Here is a 25158-nt window from a genome sequence, read left to right as displayed (position 1 = left end):
CGGGCGAAGACAAGCAGCCGCAGCGCGCTAGCCGGCGACCGGGAGCAGGATCACCACCTCGAGCCCGTCGGAATGGAACTCGCGTTCGAGCGAGCCGCCGAATTGCCGCGCGGCGCTGATCATCAGCATGCTGCCGAAACCGCGCCTTTCGGGCTGCTGCTCGACGGTGCCGCCACGCTCGCGCCAGACCATCCGCACCTCGTCGCCCTCACGGTTCCAGCGCACCTCGATCGTGCCGCCCTGCGACCAGGCGCCGTATTTGACGGCGTTGGTGGTCAGTTCGTGGAGCACCAGCCCAAGAGGGGTCACCTGCGCGGCGGGAAGCAGGATTTCCTCGCCCTCGATCGCCGCCTGCAGCCGTTCGGACCGATAGGGCGCAAGGCTGGTCTCCACCAGCGCGCGCAGCGAGGCCACCGGGCGGTCGAGCTCGCCCTGCGAGACCTCGTGCGCGGTCAGCAGCGCGCGGATACGTTCGGCGATGGCGTCGGTCACCGGCTTGGCCTCGGGCTTGTCGCGCGCGCTCAGCTGGACGATCGCCAGCACCACCGCGAACAGGTTCTTGACCCGGTGGTTGAGCTCGCGCGCCAGCAGATCGGCGCGGTCGCGCGCCTCGCCCAGCGCCGTTGCCTGCGCCGCTTCGGCTTCGGCGCGGGCGGTGCGCGCCACCAGCCGCGCGGTGGAAACCATCGCCAGGATCAGCAGCAGAACCAACCCGCCCAGCAGCGGCAGCACCCGCGCCTCGGCGCGCGCGGTCTCGGCGGTCGCGCGTCTCAAAAGGTCCAGTTCGATCCGCTCCATCTCGTTGATCGACCGGCGCAACCGCGCCATCGTCTCGTGGCCCTCGTCCGAGAGCACCTCGCGGCGCGCATCGATCAAGCGGCCGTTGTCGAGCATGCGCACCGAGGTATCGAGTTCGGCGAATTTGGCAGCCGCCAGCGTCTCGATCCGGTCGAACAGTTCCTTCTGTCGCGCTGTCGCGTCGTCGGCGAGCGAGGTTTCCAGGCGGCTGAGAGCGGGATCGATCTGTTCGCGACCGGACAGATAGGATTCCAGATAACGACGATCGAGCGTGATCAGATAGCCGCGCTGGCCCGTCTCGGCGTTGAGCACCGCCTGGCTGACGCTGCGCAGATCGGTCAGCACCTCGTTGGTCATCCGGACCTGCTCGCGCTCTTCGCGCTCGCTTTCGACGGTCTGATAGACCGAGAAGATCAGGCCGAACATCGCCGCAGCGGTGATCCCGAGCAGCGCGACATTGGCCCAGCGAAAGGTGCGATCCTCTCGGGCGAAGGCGACATAGCGCTTCAATGCGCAGCGTCCCAGCTCATGCCGCTGCCGATATCGATCCCCAGCGGGACCGAGAGTTCGACCGCAGGCAGCGCGGCTTGGGCCATCACCCGTTCGATCACCGGGGAAGCGGCTGCGACGTCGCCCTCGGGCACTTCGAACACAAGTTCGTCGTGAACCTGCAGCAGCATGCGGACCTTGCCCAGTCCGGCCTGATCGAGTGCCGGCATCATGCGGACCATCGCGCGCTTGATGATGTCGGCGCTGGTGCCCTGGATCGGCGCGTTGATCGCCGCGCGCTCGCTGCCCTGCCGTTCGGCCTGATTCTTGGAATTGATCCGCGGGAACCAGGTCTTGCGACCGAACAGCGTCTGCGAATAGCCGCGCTCGCGCACCTTCTCGAGCGTCGAGTGGATGTAGTTCTGGATGCCGGGAAAACGCTGGAAATAGGTGTCGATGATCGCCTGCGCCTCGTCCGCCTCGATCCCCAGCCGACCGCCCAGGCCCCAGCGCGAGATGCCGTAGAGGATGGCGAAGTTGATCGTCTTGGCCTGCGCGCGGGTATCGCGATCGACACTGCCGAACATTTCTAGCGCGGTGCGGTTGTGGATGTCTTCACCCTTCTCGAACGCCTCCTTTAGCTGCGGGACGTCGGCCATGTGCGCCGCGAGGCGCAGCTCGATCTGCGAATAATCGGCCGCGAGCAGCACGTTGCCCTCCTCGGGCACGAAGGCCTTGCGGATCTGCCGCCCGATCTCGGTCCGGATGGGGATGTTCTGCAGGTTCGGATCGGTGGAAGAGAGCCGCCCGGTCTGCGCCCCGACGAGGCTGTAGGAGGTATGCACACGCCCCGTATCCGGATTGATCGCCGCCTGCAGCGCCTCGGTATAGGTGGAGCGCAGCTTGGACAGCTGGCGCCATTCGAGCACCATGGTGGCGACTTGCGCCCCCTCGGCGGCCAGTCTTTCGAGCACCGTCTGGTCGGTGGAATATTGCCCGCTCTTGCCCTTGCGCCCGCCCTTGTAGCCCATCCGCTCGAACAGCACTTCGCCGAGCTGTTTGGGGCTGCCGATGGCGAATTCCTCGCCGCAGCATTCCCAGATCTCGCGCTCGATCCTGGTGGTTTCCGCAGCGAATTGCTCCGACAGGCGCGCGAGCTCGCTGCGATCGACCTTGATCCCTTCGCGCTCCATCCGCGCGACGACGGGGATCAGCGGCCGATCGACCCGCTCGTAGATGCGCGTGGCGCCTTCGCCCGGCAGGCGCGGCTTGAGGACGTGGTGCAGGCGCCAGGTGATGTCAGCATCCTCGCCCGCATATTGCGTCGCCTTGTCGAGCGGGACCTCGGTGAAGGGAATCGCCTTCTTGCCGGTGCCGCATAACTCCTTGAAAGTGAGGCACTTGTGGCCGAGATGGCGCTCGGCCAGTTCGTCCATGCCGTGGCCCCCGCCAATTCCTCCGGCGCCGATCCCGTCGAGCGAACGGCCGGCGTCCATCGCGAAGCTGACGATCATCGTGTCGTCGACCGGCGCCATTGCGATACCGCCCACCGCCTTTCCGCAGCGCGCCATGATGTTGATGTCGTATTTGGCGTTCTGGCAGATCTTGAGCACCGCATCGCTTTCCAGCAGCGGCTTCAGAGCCCGGAGCGCGGCCTCGCGATCGACCTGTTCGGGCCGCTCTGCGAACATGTCGCTGCCGCCGTGGTTGAAGGGAACGTAGCAGGCGTCGTTGGGGCCCAGCGCCAGCGATATGCCGGCAACCTCGGCGCGCATCGCATCGAGCCCGCTGGTCTCGGTGTCGAACGCCACCTTGCGCGCGGCGAAGGCGCGGGCGATCCAGTGTTCGAGCCGCTCCATGCTCTGCACGCATTCATAGGTCGAACGGTCGACCTCGGGCATATCGGGCAGATCCTGCCGGCTGCCGCCGGTTTCGGCCAAGGCGCCTTTGTTGACCGGTTTGGCCGGGTCGAGATCGGTGGTGCGCGCCGGACTGCCGGCGCCCGCGTCGAGCCGTTTGAGCAGGCTGGAAAAGCCGTGCTTATCGAGAAATTCGGCCAGCGGCTCTTTGGGCACGGCGTCGAGTTTGAAATCCTCCAGCGGCTCGGGGAGCGGACAATCCTCCCGCAGCGTCACCAGCACCCGGCTGAGCTCGGCCATGTCGCGGCCTTCGAGCAGCCGCTCCTTGAGCTTGGAGGTCTTCATGTCCGGCGCATGGTCCAGCGCAGCGGTGAGCGAGCCATGCTCGGCGATCAGCTTGGACGCGGTCTTGGGGCCGATGCCGAAGATGCCGGGGATATTGTCGACCGAGTCGCCCATGAGGGCGAGCACGTCGCCGACCAGTTCGGGCGGCACACCGAATTTCTCGATCACTTCCTCGCGTCCGATGCGCGCATTCTTCATCGTGTCGAGCATGTCGATGCAGCCGCCTTCGGTGACGCCGTCCTCCAACTCGTCATCGGCGCATTTGCCGACCAGCTGCATCAGATCCTTGTCGGAAGAGACGATGGTGACGTCCCACCCCCTGCGCGTGGCGGCGCGGGCATAGGAGGCGATGACGTCGTCGGCCTCCACGCCCTCTTCCTCGATGCATGGCAGCGAGAAGGCGCGGGTCGCATCGCGGATCAGCGGGAACTGCGGTACCAGATCCTCGGGCGGGGCGGGGCGGTTGGCCTTGTACTGGTCGTAGATCTCGTTGCGGAACGAGGTGCTCGACTTGTCGAGGATGACCGCAAGGTGCGTGGGCCCGTCGGCCGTATGCAGGTCCTGCGCCAGCTTCCACAGCATGGTGGTGTAACCATAGACCGCGCCCACCGGGGTGCCCTCCGGGTTGGTGAGCGGCGGCAGGCGATGGTAGGCCCGGAAGATGTAGGCCGACCCGTCGACCAGATAGAGATGCTGCTTTGCTGACATGCGGCGGGGTCTAGCAGCGGCTCGCGGGATTGGGGAGCGCTTTGCGAAGGGCGAATAAGGCAGCAATGCGGCAATATGAGGCCAAATGAGTCGAATTCGCTTGCGTCGTCACATTGTCGCCATTATTTGGACACCACGAGGCCACAATGAGGCCTCGCGCGGTGCCCTGATTAAGGACCGCCTCGAACTCTCTGATCAAGGATTTCATCTATGCGTAAGATCGCTCTCGTCGCCGCCGCTTCGGTCGCCGCTCTGACCCTCGCCGCTTGCTCGGAAGGCACCGAAGACGCTGCCGAAGTCACCACCGAAAGCGCCATCGCCGACACCGAGACCAACATGGACGCCATGGGCGCCGAAGTCGACACCATGGGTGCCGAAATGGAAGCCGGTGCTGAAGAAGTCGTGACCGAAGCCGACGCCGCTGCTGCCGGCGCCGAAGCCGAGCTGCAGGACGAAACCGTCACCGAAGCTCAGGTCGACTAATTCGATCCCCTTCGTGGATTGAAAAGAAGGGCGGCGCCGCGAGGTGCCGCCCTTTTTCGTGTCCGACGGGAAGATCGAGGCGAGAGAGGGATGCCCGGTCTATTGACCGCCGTATTGCGCGTTGGCCCAGACCCGCGCGCGGTCATTGTAGCCATCGTGGATCGCCCGCGCGATCGCGGCGATCTTGGCCTCGCGCGCCGGGCGCGAGCCCTGGCCGGTGACGTAGATCGCCAATGCGACGGTGCGTCCGTCGGGCATTTCGAGAAAGCCGATATCGCTCGACGTGTTGTTGAGCGAGCCGGTCTTGTGGCTGACCCGCACACTGGCGGGCATCATCGCCGGAATGCGGCGCGTGCCGGTGCGGGTGCGGCTCATCGCGCCCAGCAGAACGCGGCGGCTTGCGGCGGTGAGGAACTTGCCCTGATAGATCCCCTTCAGCAGTTCGACCATCTCGCCCGGAGTCGCGCTGTCGCGCCGGTCGATATGATACGCGGGATCGAATTCGCCATCGTCGCGCACCAGCGTGGCGATGTCGCGATCGATGCTGAATTCGCTCATGCCGTTGCGGCGCATCCAGGAATTGACCGCAGCCGGACCGCCGACGACCCGCAGCAGCGCATCGGTGGCGGGGTTGCTCGAGCGGGTGATCATGATCTCGATCAGATCGATCGCCTTCATGTGCTTGCCTTCGGCCACCGGCGCGACGGTCGAGGAGAAGCGCGCCGATTTGCGCGGCCACAGCAGCGGGAACTCGCTGTTCAGGCTCCAGCGCCCCTTCTCGACGCCTTCGAGGAAGGTGGCGGCAATGGCGATCTTGCTGGTGCTGGCGAGCGGGAAGCGCTGGTCGCCCAGCACCGCGATCTGCTGCCCGGTCGTGAGGTCGATCGCTGCGACGCCGATTCGGCCGTTTCCGCCATCGGCGAGCTCGGCGATCCGCCGCTCGAAACCGGTTTCGTAGACCGCCTGATAGGTCGGGAGCGGGCGCACCTGCGTCCCCAGGGTGGCATCGAAGGTCGCTTCGAGCGGCGTCGATTGCGCAAGAGCGGGCGACGACAGCCCAAGCAGCGCGGTTGCGATAGTCGTAGCTAGTGTCTTGATCCCCATGCGCCCTGCCTATCATGCCTATCGTTGGCAGAGACTTAACGGCGCCATCGTTTGCATAACAAGTTGATTTGCGACGACAAGTGGCGTCTGAGCGACCGGGGTCGCGATCCGCGACCCCGGCCAAGGACTATCAGGGTTCCGGACCGCGAAACCATTGACGAGCGACGATCACGCGGCGGAGATCGCCTGCTCGATTCGGTCGGTGGTCTCGCCGGTCAGCGTCTTGTCGATCTCGCCGACCAGCCGCTGCTTGAGCTCGCTGTGATAATGCCGCCGCATCTCGCCCAGCGATTTGGGATCGGCGATTATCAGCACATCCTCGATCTCGCCCGCGATCGCCTTGGCGTTGATCCATTCGGTCGCGGCCGCCGCGTGGGCCAGTTCGTCGAGCTGGGTGCTCGTCCCTCTTTCGCGTCCGCCATTGTCCTGATGCCTGACGCCGGCGCTGAAATTGGTGGCGGACAGATCGGGCTTGGTGGCGCCTTCCAACTTGGGTTCGAACGGGTTGCCGCCATTGCGCATCACGGTGAAGCTCTTTCCATCGACGAGGGCGACATGGGCCTTGTGCGGCAGTTTCATCGGCATCTCCTTACGTTGTTGGCGTGTTGATTGCTGTCGCAACATCAATGCGCCGGGCTGCGCTTTGCTCCGGGGCTTGAGCGAAACTTGCGACGGTGCGACAGTGCGGGCGATGGGAGAGACATCGGACAGTGCAGAATTGCGCGCCGGCCTGACACGGGCGCTGGCGCGGGCCGGCTTGCCGCCGCCGGAGGGGCTGACCCGACTTACCGGCGGGGCGACGATGGAAAGCTGGCGCTTCCAGGCGGGCGAGGGGGCTTACGTGCTGCGCCGCGCGCCCAGTCTCGCCTTCATGGCCGACCGGCCCTTCGGCCACGACACCGAGGCGGCGATCATCCGCGCGGCGCATGGCGCCGGGGTGACGGCGCCCGAGGTGGTGGTCGAGCTCGCGCCGGAAGACGCGATCGGCAGCGGCTTCGTGATGCGCGCGCTGCCCGGCACTCCCGATCCGGGCGCGATCCTGGCGATGGAGCGCCCCGGAGAGCTGCTCTCGCAATGCGCGCGCGATCTGGCACGGATCCACGCGCTCGACGCCGAGGCGCTGCCCGCGGATATTCCCGAGATGGACTATGCCGAGGCACTCGAAGGCCTGCGGGTCCAGTTCGCGGAAGCCGGCGGCGACCGGCCCATCATCGCGCTGGGATTGAAATGGCTCGGCGATCACTTGCCCGCGCGGGCCGAACCTGTGCTGGTGCATGGCGACTACCGGCTGGGCAATATCCTCGCCGAGGACGGCGCGCTCACCGGGGTGCTCGACTGGGAGCTGGCGCATCGGGGCGATCGCCACGAGGATCTGGCCTTCGCCTGCATGACCGTCTGGCGTTTTGCCCGGATCGACCGCCCGGCGCTGGGGCTGGGGTCGCTCGAAGACTGGTTCGCGGCCTACGAGGCCGAAAGCGGAGTGACGGTCGACCGCGATCGGTTCCGCTACTGGCTGGTCTACCGCACCGTGTGGTGGGCGCTGGGTTGTCTGCGGATGGCCAAGGTCTGGCGCGAAGGGCACGACCGGATGCTCGAACGCGTGGTGATCTCGCGCCGCACCAGCGAGCAGGAACTCGACCTGCTGCTGCTGCTGGAGGAAGAGGCGCCGCAGGCAGAACGCGACCGGCCGCTGCCGCCCGAAACATCCGTTGCGCAATGCGAGGGCGAAGCCTCCACCGGCGAAATCGCCACCGCCATCGCCGAATTCCTCGCTACGGTGAAGGACCGCATGGAAGGCCACGACCGCTTCCAGCTTGCGGTGGCGCGCAACGCGCTGGGCATGATTGCGCGCGAGGAAGCTGCAGGCGTCGCGGTCGCCGACCGTGAACTCGCGCAGGCGCTGCTGGCGGGGGAGCGCGATCTGGCCGAACCCGGGCTGCTGGCGAGGCTGCGCCGCGCTGCGCTTGGCAAGCTGGCGGCCGATATCCCCAAATACCCCGCTCTCGCATCGGCGAAGGCGCAATGGACCGGAGAGAGCTGATGGACTTCGCGATACCCCAGGACCTGGAAGACTATTACGCCGAGCTCGAGCGCTTCATCGCAGCCGAGATCGAACCGCTGGTAGCGCAGGGCGACAACATTCGCTTCTTCGATCACCGCCGCGAGGATGCGCGCACCGACTGGGACCGGCAGGGCCTGCCCAACCGCGAATGGGAGCAATTGCTGGTCGAGGCCGCGACCCGCGCCGACGAGGCGGGTCACTGGCGCTTTTCGGCGCCGAAGAAATACGGCGGCAAGGACGGCTCCAACCTGTGGATGGCGGTGATCCGCGACCGCTTCGCGCAGCGCGGGCTGGGCTTGCACAACGATCTCCAGAACGAGCATTCGATCGTCGGCAATTTCCCCTTCGTCGCCATGTTCGAGACCTTCGGCACCGAGGCGCAGAAGGAGGAGTTCATCCTTGGCGGTTTCGCGCGCGAACGGCGGGTCGCCTTCGGGCTGACCGAGCCCGAGCACGGTTCGGACGCCACCCATATGGACACCGTCGCAGTGCGCGAGGAGCGGGATGGAAAGCCCGGCTGGCGGATCGACGGCGCCAAGATGTGGATCACCGGCATGCACCACGCCACCCATGTTGCGGTGTTCGCGCGGACCTCGGGAGGCGCGGGCGACGCCAGGGGGATCAGCTGCTTCCTCGTCCCCAACCCGGCCGAAGGGCTTGAGATCGACGAATACGTCTGGACCTTCAACATGCCCACCGACCACGCGCGGTTCTTCCTCAAGGGGGTCTGGGTGCCCGACCAGACTTTGCTGGGCGAAGAAGGCCGCGGGCTGGCGTTGGCGCAAAGCTTCGTCCACCAGAACCGCATCCGGCAGGCCGCTTCCAGCCTCGGCGCGGCGCAGTTCTGCGTGGAGGAGAGCGTGCGCTACGCCCGCGAGCGCAAGCCATTCGGACAGGAGCTGGCGCGCAATCAGGCGATCCAGTTCCCGCTGGTCGAGCTCGCCACCCAGTGCGAGATGCTGCGGCTGCTGATCTACAAGACCGCCTGGGAGATGGACCGCCTGCCGCACAAGGAGATCGAGAGCGCGCTCTCGGACAAAGTCTCGATGTGCAATTACTGGGCCAACCGGCTGGTGTGCGAAGCGGCCGACCGCGCGATGCAGGTCCATGGCGGGATCGGCTACAGCCGCGAGAAACCCTTCGAACACATCTATCGCCACCACCGCCGCTACCGCATCACCGAAGGCGCGGAGGAAATCCAGATGCGCAAGGTGGGAGCCTATCTGTTCGGCTATCTCGGCCCGCGCAAGGGGATGTTCGGCTAAGGGATTTCCGGAACACGGCAGGGCTCCAGGGGTTTTTACAGGAACAGCCGACCTGCCTGACGATGTCGGGCCGGTCTCCGCGCCTACTCCACCCGAGGATTCCCATGCCCGCTCTATTCCGTCCCGCCCTCGCCGCCGGCCTGCTCGCCAGCGCCCCGCTTCTGCCCGTCGCCATGCCTGCGACCGCGCAGACTTTCGAAGCCGACGTACCCGGCGCCGTGTTTTCCGATGAACGCAGCAAGCAGATCATGGCGGTGCAGGTCCTGCTCGACCGTGCCGGCCATTCGCCCGGCGTCATCGACGGCTACAGCGGCGGCAACACCAGCCGGGCTCTCGCCGCCTTCGAGCAGGCGAACGGGATGAAGGTCGATGGCGAGGTGGATGAAGAGCTGCTCGCGGCGCTGCGCAGCCGGTTCGGCTCCGAGCCGCTGGTGAAGACCTATAGTGTCACCAGCGAAGACGTGTCAGGGTCGTTCCGTCCGGTGCCATCCAGCATGGCGCAAATGGCGACGCGCGACTGGATCGGCTATTCCAGCCCGGCAGAAAAGCTCGCCGAGAAGTTCCATATGACCGAAGGGCTGCTCGAGGCGCTCAACCCGGGCAAGAGCTTCTCCGCCGGCACCGAAATCCTCGTCGCACAGACTGGAAGCACGGCCCTGGAAGGCAAGGTCGCACGGATCGAGATCGACAAATCGGCCAGCGAGGTGCGCGCCTACGACGGCGACGGCAATCTGCTCGCAACCTTCCCGGCGACGGTCGGCAGTTCGCAGTTTCCCTCTCCTTCGGGAGCGATGGAGGTGAATGCGGTCGCGCCGGAGGCGAACTACACCTTCGATCCGTCCGATCAGGAATGGGGCGGGGACGAGACGCTGATCATCCCGCCCGGCCCCAACAATCCGATCGGCGGAGTGTGGATCGATCTGGGCAAGGCGGGCTACGGCATCCATGGCACGAGCAATCCCTCCTCGATCGCCAAGAACGCCAGCCACGGCTGCGTCCGACTGACCAATTGGGATGCGCGCAATCTCGCGAGCGCGGTGGAGGCCGGATCGACCAAGGTCGTTTTCAACTAGACCAGCGTCGTCGCTTCGCCGCGAATTGGCTTGACCCGGCGACCCGGATGGCGACGATAGTCGCCAGAAGAATTGGGGTTTTCCGGAGATAGCCATGACATCGACCTTCGCCCGCGCCTTGGGCGCTACGCTGCTGCTCGGCACATCCACCGTCGCGTTCACGTCGGGGGCTTTCGCGCAGGAAGCACAGATCGTGCTGCCGGGCGCGCCCGGCCAGCAGAGCCGGGTGATCGGGGCGGAAGAGGCGCTGCAGCTCTCCGACACCAGCTACGCTCCGGGCGATGTTCGCTTCATGCAGGACATGATGGTCCACCATGCTCAGGCGGTCGAGATGGCCGGGCTGGTCGAGGGGCGGACCAACAATGAGGATATCGTCGCGATCGCCGGGCGGATCGATGCCAGCCAGGCCGACGAGATCGAGTTCATGCGCGACTGGCTGGTGGCGCGCAACCAGCCCGCCAAGGCCGCCGCGGCGATGGCGATGGGCGACCACGCCGAGCACGGCTTGGCGCCCGGCGCCGACCCGCATGCCGGTCATTCGATGATGAAGGGCATGGCGACCCGCGCCCAGATGGAAGCGCTGGCGGCGGCCAAGGGAACCGAGTTCGACCGCCAGTTCCTGCAATTGATGATCGCCCACCACATGGGCGCGATCGACATGGTCGAGCAGCTCCATCGCCAGCCGGGCACCGCCTACGATCCGGTGATGTTCGAATTCTCCAACGACATCGTCAGCGACCAGAAGGCCGAGATCGAGCGGATGAACGAGGTTGCCGCCGGGCTCTCGACCGATCCGCGCGCGACGCTGGCTGCGGGGTTCCGCGACGCGGGCGAGGCGATCAGCAATCTGCGGCTGGTCAGCGCCATGCCGAAGCCTGCAGGCTTCTTCGACCCGAAGAACCCCGCGCAGCTCCAGCCCGCGATCGTCGAGGATGAAGAGGATGCCGAGGAGGAGGACACCCGGCCAGACCCGCGCGACTCCGATGAGGAGGCAGAGCCCCGCTTCGGCCAGCGCGGTTCGCTGCTGTCCTTTGCCAACACCGACATGGCCTTCTCGGGCGATCTGCTGGTGGCGGGCAATTACCACGGCTTCAACGCCTATCGCCTGGGCGAGGACGGCGTGCCGCAGCTGGTCAGCTCGACCGTCTGCCCGGGCGGGCAGGGCGACGTCTCGATCGTCGGCGAGCTGCTGGTGATGAGCGTGCAGGACAGCCGCGCGCGGATCGATTGCGGTCTGCAGGGCGTCGCCGACCGGGTCAGCGAGGAGCGCTTCCGCGGCATTCGCATCTTCGACATTTCCGACCCCGCGCGGCCGATGCAGGTCGGCCAGGTTCAGACCTGCCGCGGCAGCCACACCCATTCGATCGTCTCGGCCGATGCGGACCGGATCGTGCTCTACAATTCGGGCACTTCCTACGTGCGCGAGGACGAGGAGCTCGCCGGCTGCATCGATGCGCCGGGCGACGATCGCACCGCACTGTTCAGCATCGACGTGATCGAGATCCCGGTGGCGAACCCCGCCGCCGCGCGGATCGTCGACCGGCCGCGCATCTTCGCCGCCGAGGGCCAGATCGCAGGCCTGTGGCGCGGCGGCGATCACGGCGACGGCACGCAGGACACCAGCCGCACCGATCAATGCCACGACATCACCGTCTTTCCGGCCAAGCAGCTCGCCGCGGGCGCCTGTTCGGGCAATGGCATCATCCTCGATATCTCCGACCCGCTCAAGCCGGTCAGGATCGACGATGTCACCGATACCGGCTTTGCCTATTGGCACTCGGCGACCTTCAACAACGACGGCACCAAGGTGCTGTTCACCGACGAATGGGGCGGCGGCGGGCGGCCGCGCTGCCAGGCGGGCGATCCGATGAACTGGGGCGCCAACGCGATCTACGAGATCGAGCAGGGCGAGCTGGAATTCCGCAGCCTTTACAAGCTGCCCGCACCGCAGAGCGACATGGAGAATTGCGTCGCGCACAATGGCTCGATCATCCCGGTTCCGGGGCGCGATATCTTCGTCCAGGCCTGGTACCAGGGCGGCATCAGCGTGATCGATTTCACCGACGCGGAAAACCCGTTCGAGATCGCCTATTTCGATCGCGGACCGGTGGATGCGGACCAGCTGGTCACCGGAGGCTACTGGTCCGCCTATTGGTACAACGGCCGGATCTACGCCACAGAGATCAGTCGCGGGCTCGACATCTTCGCGCTCGAGCCGAGCGAGTTCCTGACGAGGGAAGAGATCGCCGCTGCCGAAGCGGCGCGATATGAGGGCAATCTGTTCAACCCGCAGACGCAGACGCAGGTCACCTGGCCCGACGAAGTGGTCGAAGCCGCTGTGGCCAGCCGCCGGGGCGGATAGAGGCGAGTGTCCGGAACGGGCGACGAATCGCCGTTCCGGACTATTTCGAAGGCGCCTCGATACAGCCTGTCACTGTCGTGCCGTCCCTTTCAGACGCTGTCGCACCGGGCTGGCCACTGCATCGAAATGTTGTCGGCGGCTGACGGAAGTTAATCGTTTGTTGCGATTTTGAGTGTCTGTGTGGAGACTGCCATAGCGAACTTGACCCCTTGCGGCTGATATTGTTACTAAAAATCCGATGTCTAAACCCGAACTCCACCTGTCGAAGGAAATGCGCCGCCGAACCGCAGAAAAGCGTCGGCGGAAAAGGTCGATGGGAATCCGTGTCGCAATCGTCCTCGTTGCGCTGGCCGTTCTGTTCGCCTGGATTCTGCTGTTCATGAGCTGAGTCCAGCCGATTGGGCGCTGGCGGGTTTTCGCCGTCGGCGCGCACGGGATCGGCAGTCGTCCCCAACCTGGGCCCCGCGAGGGCGAGTTCGGCGCGCGGCTGAAGGATCAGTCGCTCGATCAGCTTGCAGTGGTGTTTGCCCTCTATCCGCGGTGATACCGCCGCGGTCCGGCACGAACTTCGGGTCATCGACGCGCCACATATAGGGCGCCAGCCCCAGGAGCCGAACTGCGACATCCCACCAGTCTGCGGGCGGCATACGAGAAGGCCCGGCGGGATCGCTCCCGCCGGGCCTCGTGTTTCGTGCATTCCCGCCGGTGCGGGAGCGCAAGGCTTTGGCTGGCTTAGAAGCCCATGCCGCCGCCCATGCCACCCATATCGGGCATGCCGCCGCCGGAAGACTTCTCTTCGGGCTTCTCGGCAATGGCCGCTTCGGTGGTGATCAGCAGGCCGGCCACCGAGGCGGCGTCCTGCAGCGCGGTGCGCACGACCTTGGTCGGGTCGATCACGCCGGCCTTGACCAGGTTCTCATAGGTGTCGGTCTGCGCGTTGAAGCCCATCGACTCGTCTTTGCCGTCGTTGAGCTTGCCCGCGACCACCGCCCCGTCGTGACCGGCATTCTCGGCGATCTGACGGATCGGAGCCTGCAGCGCGCGACGCACGATGTCGACACCGCGGGTCTGGTCGTCGTTCTCGCCTTCGAGGCCGTCGAGGGCCTTGGCAGCGTAGAGCAGCGCGGTACCGCCGCCCGGGACGATGCCTTCTTCGACCGCGGCGCGGGTGGCGTGGAGCGCGTCGTCGACGCGGTCCTTGCGTTCCTTGACCTCGACCTCGGTGGCGCCGCCGACCTTGATCACCGCAACACCGCCGGCGAGCTTGGCAAGACGCTCCTGGAGCTTCTCCTTGTCGTAATCGCTCGAGGTGTTGTCGATCTGGGTGCGGATCTCGTTGACGCGGGCCTTGATGTCGGCCTCGTCACCGGCGCCGTCGACGATGGTGGTGTTGTCCTTGTCGATGGTGACGCGCTTGGCTTCGCCGAGCATGCCCAGCGTGACGTTCTCGAGCTTGATGCCGAGGTCTTCGGAGATCATCTCGCCCTTGGTCAGGATCGCGATGTCCTGCAGCATCGCCTTGCGACGATCGCCGAACCCGGGAGCCTTGACCGCAGCGACCTTGAGGCCGCCGCGCAGCTTGTTGACCACCAGCGTGGCCAGAGCCTCGCCTTCGATGTCTTCCGCGATGATCAGCAGCGGACGACCCGACTGGACCGCCGCTTCGAGGATCGGCAGCATCGCCTGCAGGTTCGAGAGCTTCTTCTCGAAGATCAGGATGTAGGGGTTGTCGAGCTCGACCGACATCTTCTCGGGATTGGTGATGAAGTAGGGGCTGAGATAGCCACGGTCGAACTGCATGCCTTCGACGGTCTCGAGCTCGAATTCGAGGCCCTTGCTCTCGTCGACGGTGATCACGCCTTCCTTGCCGACTTTCTCCATCGCCTCGGCGATCTTCTCGCCGACTTCGCGGTCGCCATTGGCCGAGATGATCCCGACCTGGGCGATCTCGGACGAACCCGAGACGTCCTTGGAGCGGCTCTTGAGATCGGCGACGACCTTGGTCACGGCGAGATCGATGCCGCGCTTCAAGTCCATCGGGTTCATGCCGGCCGAAACCGACTTCATGCCCTCGGTCACGATCGACTGCGCGAGCACGGTGGCGGTGGTGGTGCCGTCACCGGCGGCGTCGTTCGCCTTCGATGCGACTTCCTTGATCATCTGCGCGCCCATGTTCTCGAACTTGTCGGAAAGTTCGATTTCCTTGGCGACGGTGACGCCGTCCTTGGTGATGCGCGGCGAGCCGAAGCTCTTCTCGATCACGACGTTGCGGCCCTTCGGGCCCAGCGTGACCTTGACGGCGTTGGCGAGGATATCGACACCCCGGAGGATGCCTTCGCGTGCGTCGCGCGAGAATTTCACGTCCTTGGCAGCCATTGTGTTTTCTCCTGGAATTCTTGGTTGTCTTGAGAAGCGGTGCGATCACCGGATCGGGCAGCGAATCAGGAAATGATCCCCATGATGTCGCTTTCCTTCATGATCAGCAGGTCTTCGCCATCGAGCTTGACCTCGGTGCCGGACCACTTGCCGAACAGGATGCGATCGCCGGTCTTGACGTCGGGCTTGATGCGGTCGCCGTCCTCGTTGTAGGCGCCTTCGCCGACGGCGATGATCTCGCCTTCGCTGGGCTTTTCCTTGGCGCTGTCGGGGATGATGATACCGCCGGCGGTCTTCTCATCGGCTTCGATGCGACGCACCAATACGCGGTCGTGCAGCGGACGAAATGCCATAGTCTATGACCTTCCTTTAAGAGGGTTGAAACAAAGGTTGGCACTCACAGGGTTGGAGTGCCAGCGGGCCGCATATGTGTATAGGCACAGGCTTAGTCAACGGGCGTTCAGGTAAAAAATTTGCGCCCGGTGGGCGTTTCCGCAGGGGCTGGCTAGGCGTCCCGCAAGGGCCGCTGCGTCAGCCCCAGCGCCTCGCGCCGGTGCCAGCGCCAGGTCAGCAGCAGCGCCGCACAGGTCAGCCCGATCGCGAGCCCGATCCACACCCCGACGCCCTCGAGCGGAGTGGCGAAACCCAGCACCATCGCAGTCCCGAACCCCGGCACCCAATAGGCGAAGGCCGCGATCCACATCGGGATGCGGGTGTCCTGCAATCCGCGCAACGCGCCCGCGGCCACCGCCTGCATCCCGTCGAACAGCTGGAAGCCCGCGGCGATGACGATGTATTTGAGCGCGAAGGCCACCAGCGCTGCATTGGCGGGGTCCCAGGGATCGAGATAGATGGCGATCAGCGGCTTGGGGATCAGCACCATCGCCAGTGCGGTCAGCGCCATGAAGCCGGTGCCGATGGCGATCGCGCTCCAGCCGGCGCGCTGCATCCCCACCTGGTCCCGCGCGCCGAAGAAATAGCCCACCCGGATGGTGGCAGCCTGGCCGATGCCGAACGGGACCTGGAACGCGAGCGCGGCGATCTGCAGCGCGATGGTGTGCGCGGCGAGCTGGGTCGCCCCGATATTGCCCATCAGGAAGGCCGCCGCCCCGAAGATGCCCGCCTCGGCGGTGATGGTCAGCGCGATCGGCGTACCGATCTTGGTGATCGCCCAGGCCCGCCGCCAGTCGGGCGCCCACCAGCGACCGAAGACGTGGTAGCGGTGCAGCCGCCGGTCCATCCTGATCGCCAGCACATAGGCGCCGAAGGTGAACAGCGAGGTCAAAATGGTGGCGATCGCCGCGCCGCGCAGGCCGAGCTCGGGAGCCCCGAGATTGCCGAAGATGAAGGCGTAATTGGCCAGCGCGTTGATCCCGATCCCGAGCGCGGTGATCGCGGTGGCGAAGATCGGTCGGCCCAGCGCCGAGACGAAATTGCGCAGCACATTGTTGAACAGCATGGGGATCAGCGAGAAGACGATCACGGTGTTGTACTGGATCGCCAGCGCGACGATCTGGGAATCCTGGCCGGTGGCGCGCATCAGCGGGCCGAGCAGCAGGCATATTCCCATCCCCAGCAACCCGCTGAGCACCGAAACCCATAGCCCCATCCGGGTGGCGCGACGCACGCTGCGCAGCGCCGGCGCGCGTTCGCCCAGTTCGGCGGCGATCACCGGAGCGACCGCGCCGGTCAGCCCCGACAGCGCCCACAGCACCAGCCCGAACAGCGCCACCGCCAGCGCCGATGCGGCCAGCTGCGCTTCCCCCAGCCGGGCGATGAAGATCACATCCACCGCATAGGTCAGCATCTGCAGCAGGTTCGCCGCCGCCAGCGGCCAGCTCAGCCGCAGCGTCGCAGCGATTTCGCCGTGCCAGCCTTCGCGTGCCGTGGGCAGGGGCCTGGGGGGATGTGCCTGGGTCAAGGTGATCGTTCGAGCCCCGTCTGGAACGCCTAGCGCAGGTCCCGCGCCGCGCCCTGCAAAGGGCACCGCCGGATAGGCACGAGGCCGGAGGAGGGCAAACGAAAAGGAAGCCTCGCTCGACGCACCTGCTCCGCTCGACCGGCCAAAGGCTCCGCTTCGGTTGCAATCGGGCTCGACTCCCGCAGCGACCGGTCCAGCATGGGCCACCCGAAGCGGGTCGTGGAGGAGAATTTCGATGATGGAATCGGATCTGGCCGAACACCGCAATCAGTTGGCGGATTTCGTAAGCCGCTACGAAGGCACGCGACTGTTCTCGACCTCGGCGCAAGTGGTCAATTTCGCGAGCGCCTTGTACAATGTCTCGGGGAGCACTTCCGATCCAAAAGTTCCCGGCTCCACCAGCTGGATGGGCCTGCTGATCGCCTATCAGTCGAAATCGTCGCTTTGCACAATCGACGTCTCGGGCTGCTACGTCACCGGCCCGCCGCCTGTCGGAGGAAACCACCCTGCATTCGAAGTGGGGGGTCATATGACCACGGACTCCAAGGGCGCGGTCGCCACAGGCGGCAGCTGCTATCTGATGCCGTTGTGCAAATGGCACAACAGCACGTCCAAGAACGGGGTTGCTTTCACGCACAGCAAGACCTGCATGCTGCAGCTCGCCGGCTATATGCAGGCCGAACCGGCCGCGACCTTTATGGCGCGGTTCGACGGCAAGGAAGCCGGAGCGATCGTCTATCTCTCGGGCGAAGGGCTCGCCTACAGGGCGTTGCCCGAAGCGGGGCCGAAATCTTCGGCGATGTCGGCGCTGCCCGATCTGCCCGACGATCTCGCCGAGGACGGCGTGCCCCTAAACCACGCCATCCTGCACCGCGTCGAGGAGGACGGCGAGACCTTCTACCGCATCGCGGATTCGCGGACCGCGAGCTGAGACAGTTTGAGGCTCGCTCGATCAAGGTGCGTTCGAACTGGCACGGGCTCAAAACGAAAAGGGCGGCGCCTTGCGGCACCGCCCTTCCGATCGCGGATGCTTCAAGACATCCGCAAAAGCTTGAAAAGCTTACTTGAGCTCGACGGTACCGCCGGCGGCTTCGATCTTGCCCTTGATGTCGTCGGCTTCCGCCTTGGGAACGCCTTCCTTGATCGGCTTGGGCGCGCCTTCGACGAGCGCCTTGGCTTCGCCCAGGCCCAGACCGGTGATGGCGCGGACTTCCTTGATGACCTGGATCTTCTTGCCACCGTCGCCGGTGAGGATCACGTCGAATTCGGTCTGCTCTTCGGCAGCGGCAGCGTCGCCGCCACCGGCGGCGGGACCGGCCACAGCCACGGCTGCGGCAGCGGAAACGCCCCACTCTTCTTCAAGCGCCTTGGCAAGCTCGGCGGCTTCCATGACGGTCAGTTTGCTCAGTTCTTCAACAAGCTTGGCGATATCGGCCATGATGTTTCACTCCAATTATATGGCGGGGCCGCGGATCATTCCGGATCGGCCCCATTTGAATTCGTGCAATCGCGTCGAACCGCTTATGCCGCTTCTTTGGCGCCGTAGACGCCGAAGACGCGGGCAAGCTTGGATGCGGGTTCGTTGACGACCCGGGCGATCTTTGTCGCCGGGGCATTGACGAGACCCACGATCGTGCCACGCAGCTGATCGAGGCTGGGCATCGAGGCGAGTGCCTTGATCCCGGCTTCGTCGAGCACCGTCGCCCCCATGGAACCACCGACGATTTCCAGCCTGTCGTTGGTCTTGGCGAATTCCACCGCGACCTTGGCAGCCGTCACCGGATCTTCCGAATATGCGAGGGCCGTGGGGCCGTTCAGATATTCGTCGATACCGGCGTAATCGGTGTCTTTCAGGGCGAGCTTGGCGAGGCGGTTCTTCGCAACCTTGTAGGACGCACCGGCTTCACGCATCTTCGTCCGCAATGCGGTGGATTGCTCCACCGTAAGGCCGAGGTTGCGGGTGACGACCACCACGCCCGCCTCGTTGAAGACAGCGTTGAGCTGGGCGACCGAATCGGCTTTCTGCGAACGATCCATGCCTTACTCCTTCACTATGGCCGCGCGCCGCATAGGCGACCGCGCGACCGGCTCACGTTTCCCCATGCCGAACATCGACATGAGGGCAGTCCGTTGATGGGGAAGGAGGGCATGTGAAACATGCCGGAACGCCGCCTGTGGCAGCGCGAAAATCTCGTTTCCCCGTCTAGGCTGGACATTAAGCCCCGGATCAATCCCGGGGCACCAACTGTCTCGGACGGACGATCGGCGCACATACGAAGAGGCCCGCCGATCAGTGGCGGGCCTCTAGAGTATCTGGTGCCCCTGTCAAGCGGGGTCAGGGGGCACGATGGCCCGGCCGGCGATGGGTTCCCGCACGGCGCACTATGCCTCCGGCTCGTGGGCCAGCAGGTCGCCGGGCTGGCATTGCAATTCGCGGCAGATCGCATCGAGGGTGGAGAAGCGGATCGCCCTGGCCTTGCCGGTCTTGAGGATCGAGAGGTTGGCGAGGGTCAGCCCGACCCGCTCGCCCAGCTCGGTCAGTGTCATTCGCCGCTCGTGGAGCAGATCGTCGAGCGTGACGCGGATCGCCATCAGACCGTCCCTTCCAGATCGTCGCGCATCGCCGCGCCCTGGCGGAACACCCGCGCGAGGATGAACAGCACGAGAATCAGGAACAGGCTTTCGATTCCGGCATCCCACTCGATCTGCCAATCCTCGCCCGCGGCGACCGCATAGGGGGTCAGCCAGGCGCCGATCAGGGCAAGGGGAATGTGGACCAGCCAGACCCCCAGCGCGAGCCAGCCCATCCGCGCCAGCCGTAGGGCATTGGCGGGGTCAAACGGATCGCCGTCCTCGACCGACAGCACGATCCGGCGCAGTTCGATCGCGAACCGCAGCGCGAGGAACAGCGCGCCCGCGACCAGCAGCATCAGCGCGAGCACCGCCCAATAGGCGAGCGGCGGGGCCCCGGCGGCCGCGACCTCGGCGAGCAGCTCGGTGCGGCCGATGGTGAGGATCGCGCCGATCCCGATGACGACCATCGACATCGCGAAGATCACGATGGCCATCAGCAGGATCAGAAGGACCTTGGCCGCGGCGAGCAGCGGGTCGCGCCGGAGCGGCGGAAACGGGGTTGCGGACATGGAAGCTTCCTCAGGTGAGATTTTCGAAACCGGCGACAGGATGCAAGCCTGCGCTCGCAAGACGCGCCCAGGTTCAGAGGCCCGGGTTCAGAGGCCGGGGTTCAGGCGAGACCCGGCACGACCAGCACGGTGGCGCCGGGCCGCCCCGGCGAAGCCGCGGGCGGAAGGACGAGCACGGCGGTCATCGCCGCGCCGACGATCAGCAGCGCGGCCAATCCGGACAGGAGATGGACGAGGGAATCTGGCATCGAGGGCCTCCTTGGACGAACCGAATCGAACATTATCGTTAATCAATAAGGCACAGATAGGCGCGGGAAATTTATTGTCAATCGATAATATCGGAATACGATATCCCAGACATCGCTTATCGAGAATAATTCGCCGGGCCGGGTGACACAGGGTGACAGCGGTGTCACCCGGCGGGCAAGAAATTCATCCGAGTTGCCAAGGGTTTGTGTGGCACAGGGTGACGGTCAGGGGGTAAGGGGGGTGCAGGTGCGTCTGTTCCGATCGTGTCGCGGGTTGAGGGGCGGTTTTGCGAAAGGCCGGTAGGGGCCGGCGGAAAACGATCTCTCTTCGCGCGCGTGTAGGAAAGCGAAAAGCGACCCTGCGCGAACGCATGCGCCCGAGCCACAGCCAGAGCCCGGGTGGTGCGCCTGGCCGGGCCGTTGACGCCAACGGGGGTCTTGCCTATATACGCCGCAACCGCCCGCTTCGAGCAGGGCCGATTCATGCGCGGGAATCGGTCACGGGATAGGAAGCGGCGTTTCCATATCGCGATGCCCATACAGGAGCTGCAGCAGCACCGGAGCCGGTGCATCCTCGCTGCGGCCGCTTGGCGTCGCTGTGGTTCTCCACGCCCACGAGACATGAAACCTGTCGGCGCGCATCCTGCGCAGGCCCGGCATCAAGGCAAAGGCGACACTCCCCTTATGGCTACCAAGGCGAATGCCCCGCAAAAGAGCGCCGGCAAGACCACGGCCCGTTCCGCAACCTCGGGCACGGCCAAGCGCCGCATCCGCAAGATCTTCGGCGATGCCCACGAAGTGGTCGAGATGCCCAATTTGATCGAGGTCCAGCGCGAAAGCTACGAGCAGTTCCTGCGTTCCGACAAGGAGACCGATTACGTCTCCGGTCTGGAAAAGACGCTGCGCTCGGTCTTCCCGATTCGCGATTTTGCCGGCACCGCCGAATTGGACTTCGTCCATTACGAGCTCGAGCCGCCCAAATACGACACCACCGAATGCCGCCAGCGCGGGATCACCTACGCCGCGCCGATGAAGGTGACGCTGCGCCTCATCGTGTTCGAGGTGGATCAGGAAACCGAGACCCGCTCGGTGCTCGATATCAAGGAGCAGGACGTCTACATGGGCGACATGCCGCTCATGACCGGCAATGGCACCTTCATCGTCAACGGCACCGAACGCGTCATCGTCAGCCAGATGCACCGTTCGCCGGGCGTGCTGTTCGATCACGATCGCGGCAAGACCCATTCTTCGGGCAAGCTGCTGTTCGCGGCGCGGATCATTCCCTATCGCGGCAGCTGGCTCGATTTCGAGTTCGATGCCAAGGACGTCGTCAACGTCCGCATCGACCGCAAGCGCAAGCTGCCGGTCACCTCGCTGCTGTTCGGGCTGGGTCTCGACAGCGAGGAAATCCTCGATGTCTTCTACGACAAGGTCACCTGGAAGCGCGCCAAGGACGGCTGGGAAATTCCCTTCCAGGCCGACCAGTGGCGCGGCCAGAAGCCGGCCTTCCCGCTGATCGACGCCAAGACCGGCGAGGAAGTCTTCCCCGCCAGCCAGAAGATCAGCCCGCGCGCCGCCAACAAGGCCGCCAAGGACGGTCTCGAGACGCTGCTGCTCCCGACCGAGGAAATCTTCGCGCGCTATTCCGCGCATGACCTGATCGACGAGAAGACCGGCCGCATCTACATCGAGGCGGGCGAGGAAGTCTCCGCCGAGAACCTCGAGGCGCTCGACAAGGCCGGGATCGACAGCATCGAGCTGCTCGACATCGATCACGTCAATGTCGGCCCGTGGATGCGCAACACGCTCCAGGTCGACAAGGCCGAGAACCGCGAAGAAGGCCTCGAGGCCATCTACAAGGTCATGCGTCCGGGCGAACCGCCGACGAAGGAAACCGCCGAAGCGCTGTTCGAAGGCCTGTTCTTCGATGCGGATCGTTACGACCTGTCGGCCGTCGGCCGCGTCAAGCTCAACATGCGGCTCGAGCTCGATGCCGAGGACACCGTCACGACGCTGCGCAAGGAAGACATCCTCGCGGTCGTCAAGGAGCTGGTGAACCTCAAGGACGGCAAGGGCGATGTCGACGACATCGACAACCTCGGCAACCGCCGGGTGCGCTCGGTCGGCGAGCTGCTCGAGAACCAGTACCGCGTCGGCCTGCTGCGTATGGAGCGCGCGGTGAAGGAGCGGATGAGCTCGGTCGACGTCTCGACCGTGATGCCCAACGACCTGATCAACGCCAAGCCTGCGGTCGCCGCGGTGCGCGAGTTCTTCGGTTCGTCGCAGCTGTCGCAGTTCATGGATCAGACCAACCCGCTCTCCGAAGTGACGCACAAGCGTCGTGTCTCGGCGCTCGGGCCGGGCGGTCTCACCCGCGAGCGTGCGGGCTTCGAAGTCCGCGACGTTCACCCGACCCACTATGGCCGGATCTGCCCGATCGAGACTCCCGAAGGCCCGAACATCGGTCTGATCAACTCGCTCAGCACCTTTGCCCGCGTCAACAAGTATGGCTTCATCGAGACGCCGTACCGCACCGTCGTGGACGGCAAGGTCACCAGCGAGGTGATCTACCTTTCGGCAATGGAAGAGCAGAAGCACACCGTGGCGCAGGCTTCGGCCGAGCTGAACGACGACGGCAGCTTCGCCGAAGAGCTGACCTCCGCCCGCCAGAACGGCGACAACCTCATGGCGCCCAGCGAAACGGTCACGCTGATGGACGTCAGCCCCAAGCAGCTCGTCTCGGTCGCCGCATCGCTCATTCCCTTCCTGGAAAACGATGACGCCAACCGCGCGCTGATGGGCTCGAACATGCAGCGCCAGGCCGTGCCGCTGGTCAAGGCCGAGGCGCCCTTCGTGGGCACCGGCATGGAAGAGACCGTGGCGCGCGATTCGGGTGCCGCGATCGCCGCCACGCGCGGCGGTGTGGTCGACCAGGTCGATGCCACGCGCATCGTCATCCGGGCGATCGGCGATGTCGAACCCGGCCAGTCGGGGGTCGATATCTATACGCTGCAGAAGTTCCAGCGTTCGAACCAGAACACCTGCATCAACCAGCGTCCGCTGGTGAAGGTGGGCGAGACGGTCGAGCCGGGCGATGTCATCGCCGACGGTCCCTCGACCGATCTGGGCGAGCTGGCGCTGGGCAAGAACAGCCTCGTCGCCTTCATGCCCTGGAACGGCTACAATTACGAGGACTCCATCCTCATCTCCGAACGTATCGTGAAGGACGACGTCTTCACCTCGATCCATATCGAGGAATTCGAAGTCATGGCGCGCGACACCAAATTGGGGCCGGAAGACATCACCCGCGATATTCCCAATGTCGGCGAGGAAGCGCTGCGCAACCTCGACGAGGCGGGCATCGTCTATATCGGCGCCGAAGTGCATCCGGGCGACATTCTGGCGGGCAAGATCACCCCCAAGGGCGAGAGCCCGATGACGCCGGAAGAAAAGCTCCTGCGCGCCATCTTTGGCGAAAAGGCCTCGGACGTGCGCGACACCTCGCTGCGTCTGCCCCCCGGCGTTGCCGGCACGGTGGTCGAGGTGCGGGTGTTCAACCGTCACGGCATCGAAATCGACGACCGTACCCGCGCGATCCAGAACGAGGAGATCGAGCATCTGCGCAAGGATGCCGCCGACGAACGCGCCATCCTCAACCGGGCGACCTACAACCGCCTGCGCGACATGCTGCTGGGCCAGACCGCTTCCGCCGCGCCCAAGGGCGTCAAGAAGGGCGTCGCGATCGACGAGGAACTGCTCGAAGGGATCGACCAGCACGAATGGTTCAAGTTCGCGGTGGCCGACGATCAGCGCCAGACGCAGATCGAGGCGGTGAAGTCGCAATATGACGAAGCCGTCAAGATCATCGATGCCAAGTTCGAGGACCGCAAGGAAAAGCTCGAGCGCGGCGATGAGCTCGCCCCGGGCGTGCTCAAGATGGTCAAGGTCTTCGTCGCGGTGAAGCGCAAGCTGCAGCCGGGCGACAAGATGGCCGGTCGCCACGGCAATAAGGGTGTGATTTCGCGCATCCTGCCGCAGGAGGACATGCCCTTCCTCGAGGACGGGACCCCGGTCGACGTCGTGCTCAACCCGCTCGGCGTGCCGTCGCGCATGAACGTGGGCCAGATCTTCGAGACGCATCTCGGGATGGCGGCGCGCGAGTTCGGCCAGCAGGTCACCCGCTCGCTGGCGGAATGGCGCGAAGCCAATCCCGATCCGGAAGCGGCCCAGCCGCCCGAGGCGGTCCGCGCGAAGCTGAAAGAGGTCTATGGCGAAAGCTACCACGACACGATCGACACGCGGTCGGACGAGGAAGTGGTCGAACTCGCCAGCAATCTCTATCTCGGCGTGCCCATGGGCACCCCGGTGTTCGACGGCGCACGCGAAGGCGATGTCACCACCCAGCTCCAGCAGGCCGGGCTCGACGGATCGGGCCAGTCGGTCCTTTACGACGGCCGTACCGGCGAGGCGTTCGACCGCAAGGTCACCGTGGGCATCATCTACATGCTCAAGCTGCACCACCTCGTGGACGACAAGATCCACGCGCGTTCGATCGGCCCCTACAGCCTCGTCACCCAGCAGCCGCTGGGCGGCAAGGCGCAGTTCGGCGGCCAGCGCTTCGGCGAGATGGAGGTCTGGGCGCTCCAGGCCTACGGCGCCGCCTACACGCTGCAGGAAATCCTCACCGTCAAGTCGGACGACGTGATCGGTCGGACCAAGGTCTACGAGGCGATCGTCAAGGGCGACGACACCTTCGAGGCCGGCATCCCGGAGAGCTTCAACGTGCTCGTCAAGGAAATGCGCAGCCTGGGCCTCAACGTCGAACTCTCCTCGATCAACGAGGACGAGGACGACGACGGCCTGCAGATCGCGGCGCAATAGGAAAGGGGCCGGTCTCAGGGCCGGCCCACCCCTTCCGTCCG

At 65.3% G+C, this 25158-nt stretch carries 19 protein-coding genes; 7 read left to right on the top strand and 12 right to left on the bottom strand.

Going from position 1 to position 25158, the window contains the following annotated elements; translation table 11 throughout:
* Window positions 1-27: 27 nt before the first annotated feature.
* Window positions 28-1308 (bottom strand): CHASE3 domain-containing protein, encoded by a 1281-nt coding sequence (locus tag Q9K01_RS14320; RefSeq protein ID WP_305930799.1) that lies wholly within the window; start codon window positions 1306-1308, stop codon window positions 28-30.
* The gene (gene polA / locus Q9K01_RS14315) at window positions 1305-4199 is read right to left on the bottom strand and encodes a DNA polymerase I (protein ID WP_305930798.1); all 2895 of its coding nucleotides are present in this window, start codon (window positions 4197-4199) and stop codon (window positions 1305-1307) included. Before polA ends, Q9K01_RS14320 begins: the two co-directional genes overlap by 4 nt.
* Window positions 4200-4409: 210 nt before the next feature.
* On the opposite strand from polA, the gene Q9K01_RS14310 reads away from it, so the two are divergent.
* Window positions 4410-4682, top strand: a complete 273-nt coding sequence (locus Q9K01_RS14310) for a hypothetical protein (RefSeq protein WP_305930797.1) — start codon at window positions 4410-4412, stop codon at window positions 4680-4682.
* A 99-nt stretch (window positions 4683-4781) separates the two neighbouring features.
* On the opposite strand, the gene Q9K01_RS14305 is transcribed toward Q9K01_RS14310, so the two are convergent.
* A complete protein-coding gene (locus Q9K01_RS14305) occupies window positions 4782-5786 on the bottom strand; it encodes a serine hydrolase (protein ID WP_305930796.1) in 1005 nt (334 codons plus the stop codon).
* A gap of 168 nt (window positions 5787-5954) precedes the next feature.
* Complete coding sequence (locus tag Q9K01_RS14300) at window positions 5955-6365, bottom strand: baeRF12 domain-containing protein (protein ID WP_305930795.1); 411 nt, start codon at window positions 6363-6365, stop codon at window positions 5955-5957.
* Window positions 6366-6477: 112 nt separating this feature from the next.
* On the opposite strand from Q9K01_RS14300, the gene Q9K01_RS14295 reads away from it, so the two are divergent.
* The 4 genes from Q9K01_RS14295 to Q9K01_RS14280 all read left to right on the top strand — a co-directional run bounded on the left by Q9K01_RS14295 (window position 6478) and on the right by Q9K01_RS14280 (window position 12548).
* Window positions 6478-7827, top strand: coding sequence for a phosphotransferase (locus Q9K01_RS14295; protein WP_305930794.1), 1350 nt, complete (start codon window positions 6478-6480; stop codon window positions 7825-7827).
* Complete coding sequence (locus Q9K01_RS14290; RefSeq protein ID WP_305930793.1) at window positions 7827-9113, top strand: acyl-CoA dehydrogenase family protein; 1287 nt, start codon at window positions 7827-7829, stop codon at window positions 9111-9113. The genes Q9K01_RS14295 and Q9K01_RS14290 overlap by 1 nt, the downstream gene beginning before the upstream one ends.
* Window positions 9114-9217: 104 nt before the next feature.
* A complete protein-coding gene (locus Q9K01_RS14285; protein ID WP_305930792.1) occupies window positions 9218-10186 on the top strand; it encodes a L,D-transpeptidase family protein in 969 nt (322 codons plus the stop codon).
* A gap of 94 nt (window positions 10187-10280) precedes the next feature.
* On the top strand, window positions 10281-12548 hold the full coding sequence (locus Q9K01_RS14280; protein WP_305930791.1) for a DUF305 domain-containing protein: 2268 nt from the start codon (window positions 10281-10283) through the stop codon (window positions 12546-12548).
* Window positions 12549-13280: 732 nt separating this feature from the next.
* Here the strand turns inward: Q9K01_RS14280 and groL are convergent.
* The 3 genes from groL to Q9K01_RS14265 form a co-directional block, all read right to left on the bottom strand.
* Complete coding sequence (groL, locus tag Q9K01_RS14275) at window positions 13281-14924, bottom strand: chaperonin GroEL (protein ID WP_305930790.1); 1644 nt, start codon at window positions 14922-14924, stop codon at window positions 13281-13283.
* Between the two features lie 65 nt (window positions 14925-14989).
* Window positions 14990-15277 carry a co-chaperone GroES gene (gene groES, locus Q9K01_RS14270; RefSeq protein WP_067609626.1) on the bottom strand — a complete coding sequence of 96 codons (288 nt, stop codon included), beginning with the start codon at window positions 15275-15277 and terminating at the stop codon, window positions 14990-14992.
* 152 nt (window positions 15278-15429) lie between these two features.
* Entirely contained in the window at window positions 15430-16845 is a 1416-nt protein-coding gene (locus Q9K01_RS14265) for an MATE family efflux transporter (protein ID WP_305930789.1), read from the bottom strand.
* A 235-nt stretch (window positions 16846-17080) separates the two neighbouring features.
* Between Q9K01_RS14265 and Q9K01_RS14260 the strand changes: the two genes are divergently transcribed.
* Complete coding sequence (locus tag Q9K01_RS14260) at window positions 17081-17776, top strand: hypothetical protein (RefSeq protein ID WP_305930788.1); 696 nt, start codon at window positions 17081-17083, stop codon at window positions 17774-17776.
* A gap of 129 nt (window positions 17777-17905) precedes the next feature.
* Here Q9K01_RS14260 and rplL read toward each other — a convergent pair whose 3' ends face one another.
* The 5 genes from rplL to Q9K01_RS14235 all read right to left on the bottom strand — a co-directional run bounded on the left by rplL (window position 17906) and on the right by Q9K01_RS14235 (window position 20236).
* On the bottom strand, window positions 17906-18283 hold the full coding sequence (gene rplL / locus Q9K01_RS14255; RefSeq protein ID WP_305930787.1) for a 50S ribosomal protein L7/L12: 378 nt from the start codon (window positions 18281-18283) through the stop codon (window positions 17906-17908).
* Between the two features lie 83 nt (window positions 18284-18366).
* Window positions 18367-18882, bottom strand: coding sequence for a 50S ribosomal protein L10 (rplJ, locus tag Q9K01_RS14250; protein ID WP_305930786.1), 516 nt, complete (start codon window positions 18880-18882; stop codon window positions 18367-18369).
* 345 nt (window positions 18883-19227) lie between these two features.
* On the bottom strand, window positions 19228-19437 hold the full coding sequence (locus tag Q9K01_RS14245; protein ID WP_305930785.1) for a helix-turn-helix domain-containing protein: 210 nt from the start codon (window positions 19435-19437) through the stop codon (window positions 19228-19230).
* Window positions 19437-19988 carry a DUF2975 domain-containing protein gene (locus Q9K01_RS14240; protein WP_305930784.1) on the bottom strand — a complete coding sequence of 184 codons (552 nt, stop codon included), beginning with the start codon at window positions 19986-19988 and terminating at the stop codon, window positions 19437-19439. The genes Q9K01_RS14245 and Q9K01_RS14240 overlap by 1 nt, the downstream gene beginning before the upstream one ends.
* A gap of 101 nt (window positions 19989-20089) precedes the next feature.
* Complete coding sequence (locus Q9K01_RS14235) at window positions 20090-20236, bottom strand: hypothetical protein (RefSeq protein ID WP_305930783.1); 147 nt, start codon at window positions 20234-20236, stop codon at window positions 20090-20092.
* A gap of 684 nt (window positions 20237-20920) precedes the next feature.
* Between Q9K01_RS14235 and rpoB the strand changes: the two genes are divergently transcribed.
* Window positions 20921-25117, top strand: a complete 4197-nt coding sequence (gene rpoB, locus Q9K01_RS14230; RefSeq protein WP_305930782.1) for a DNA-directed RNA polymerase subunit beta — start codon at window positions 20921-20923, stop codon at window positions 25115-25117.
* Window positions 25118-25158 lie beyond the last annotated feature (41 nt).

This window comes from Qipengyuania benthica (genome assembly GCF_030717865.1).
In the GTDB taxonomy this organism is placed as follows: Bacteria; Pseudomonadota; Alphaproteobacteria; order Sphingomonadales; family Sphingomonadaceae; genus Qipengyuania; species Qipengyuania benthica.
Note: the sequence above shows the minus strand (reverse complement) of the source record. Positions and strands in the feature narration are given on the sequence as shown.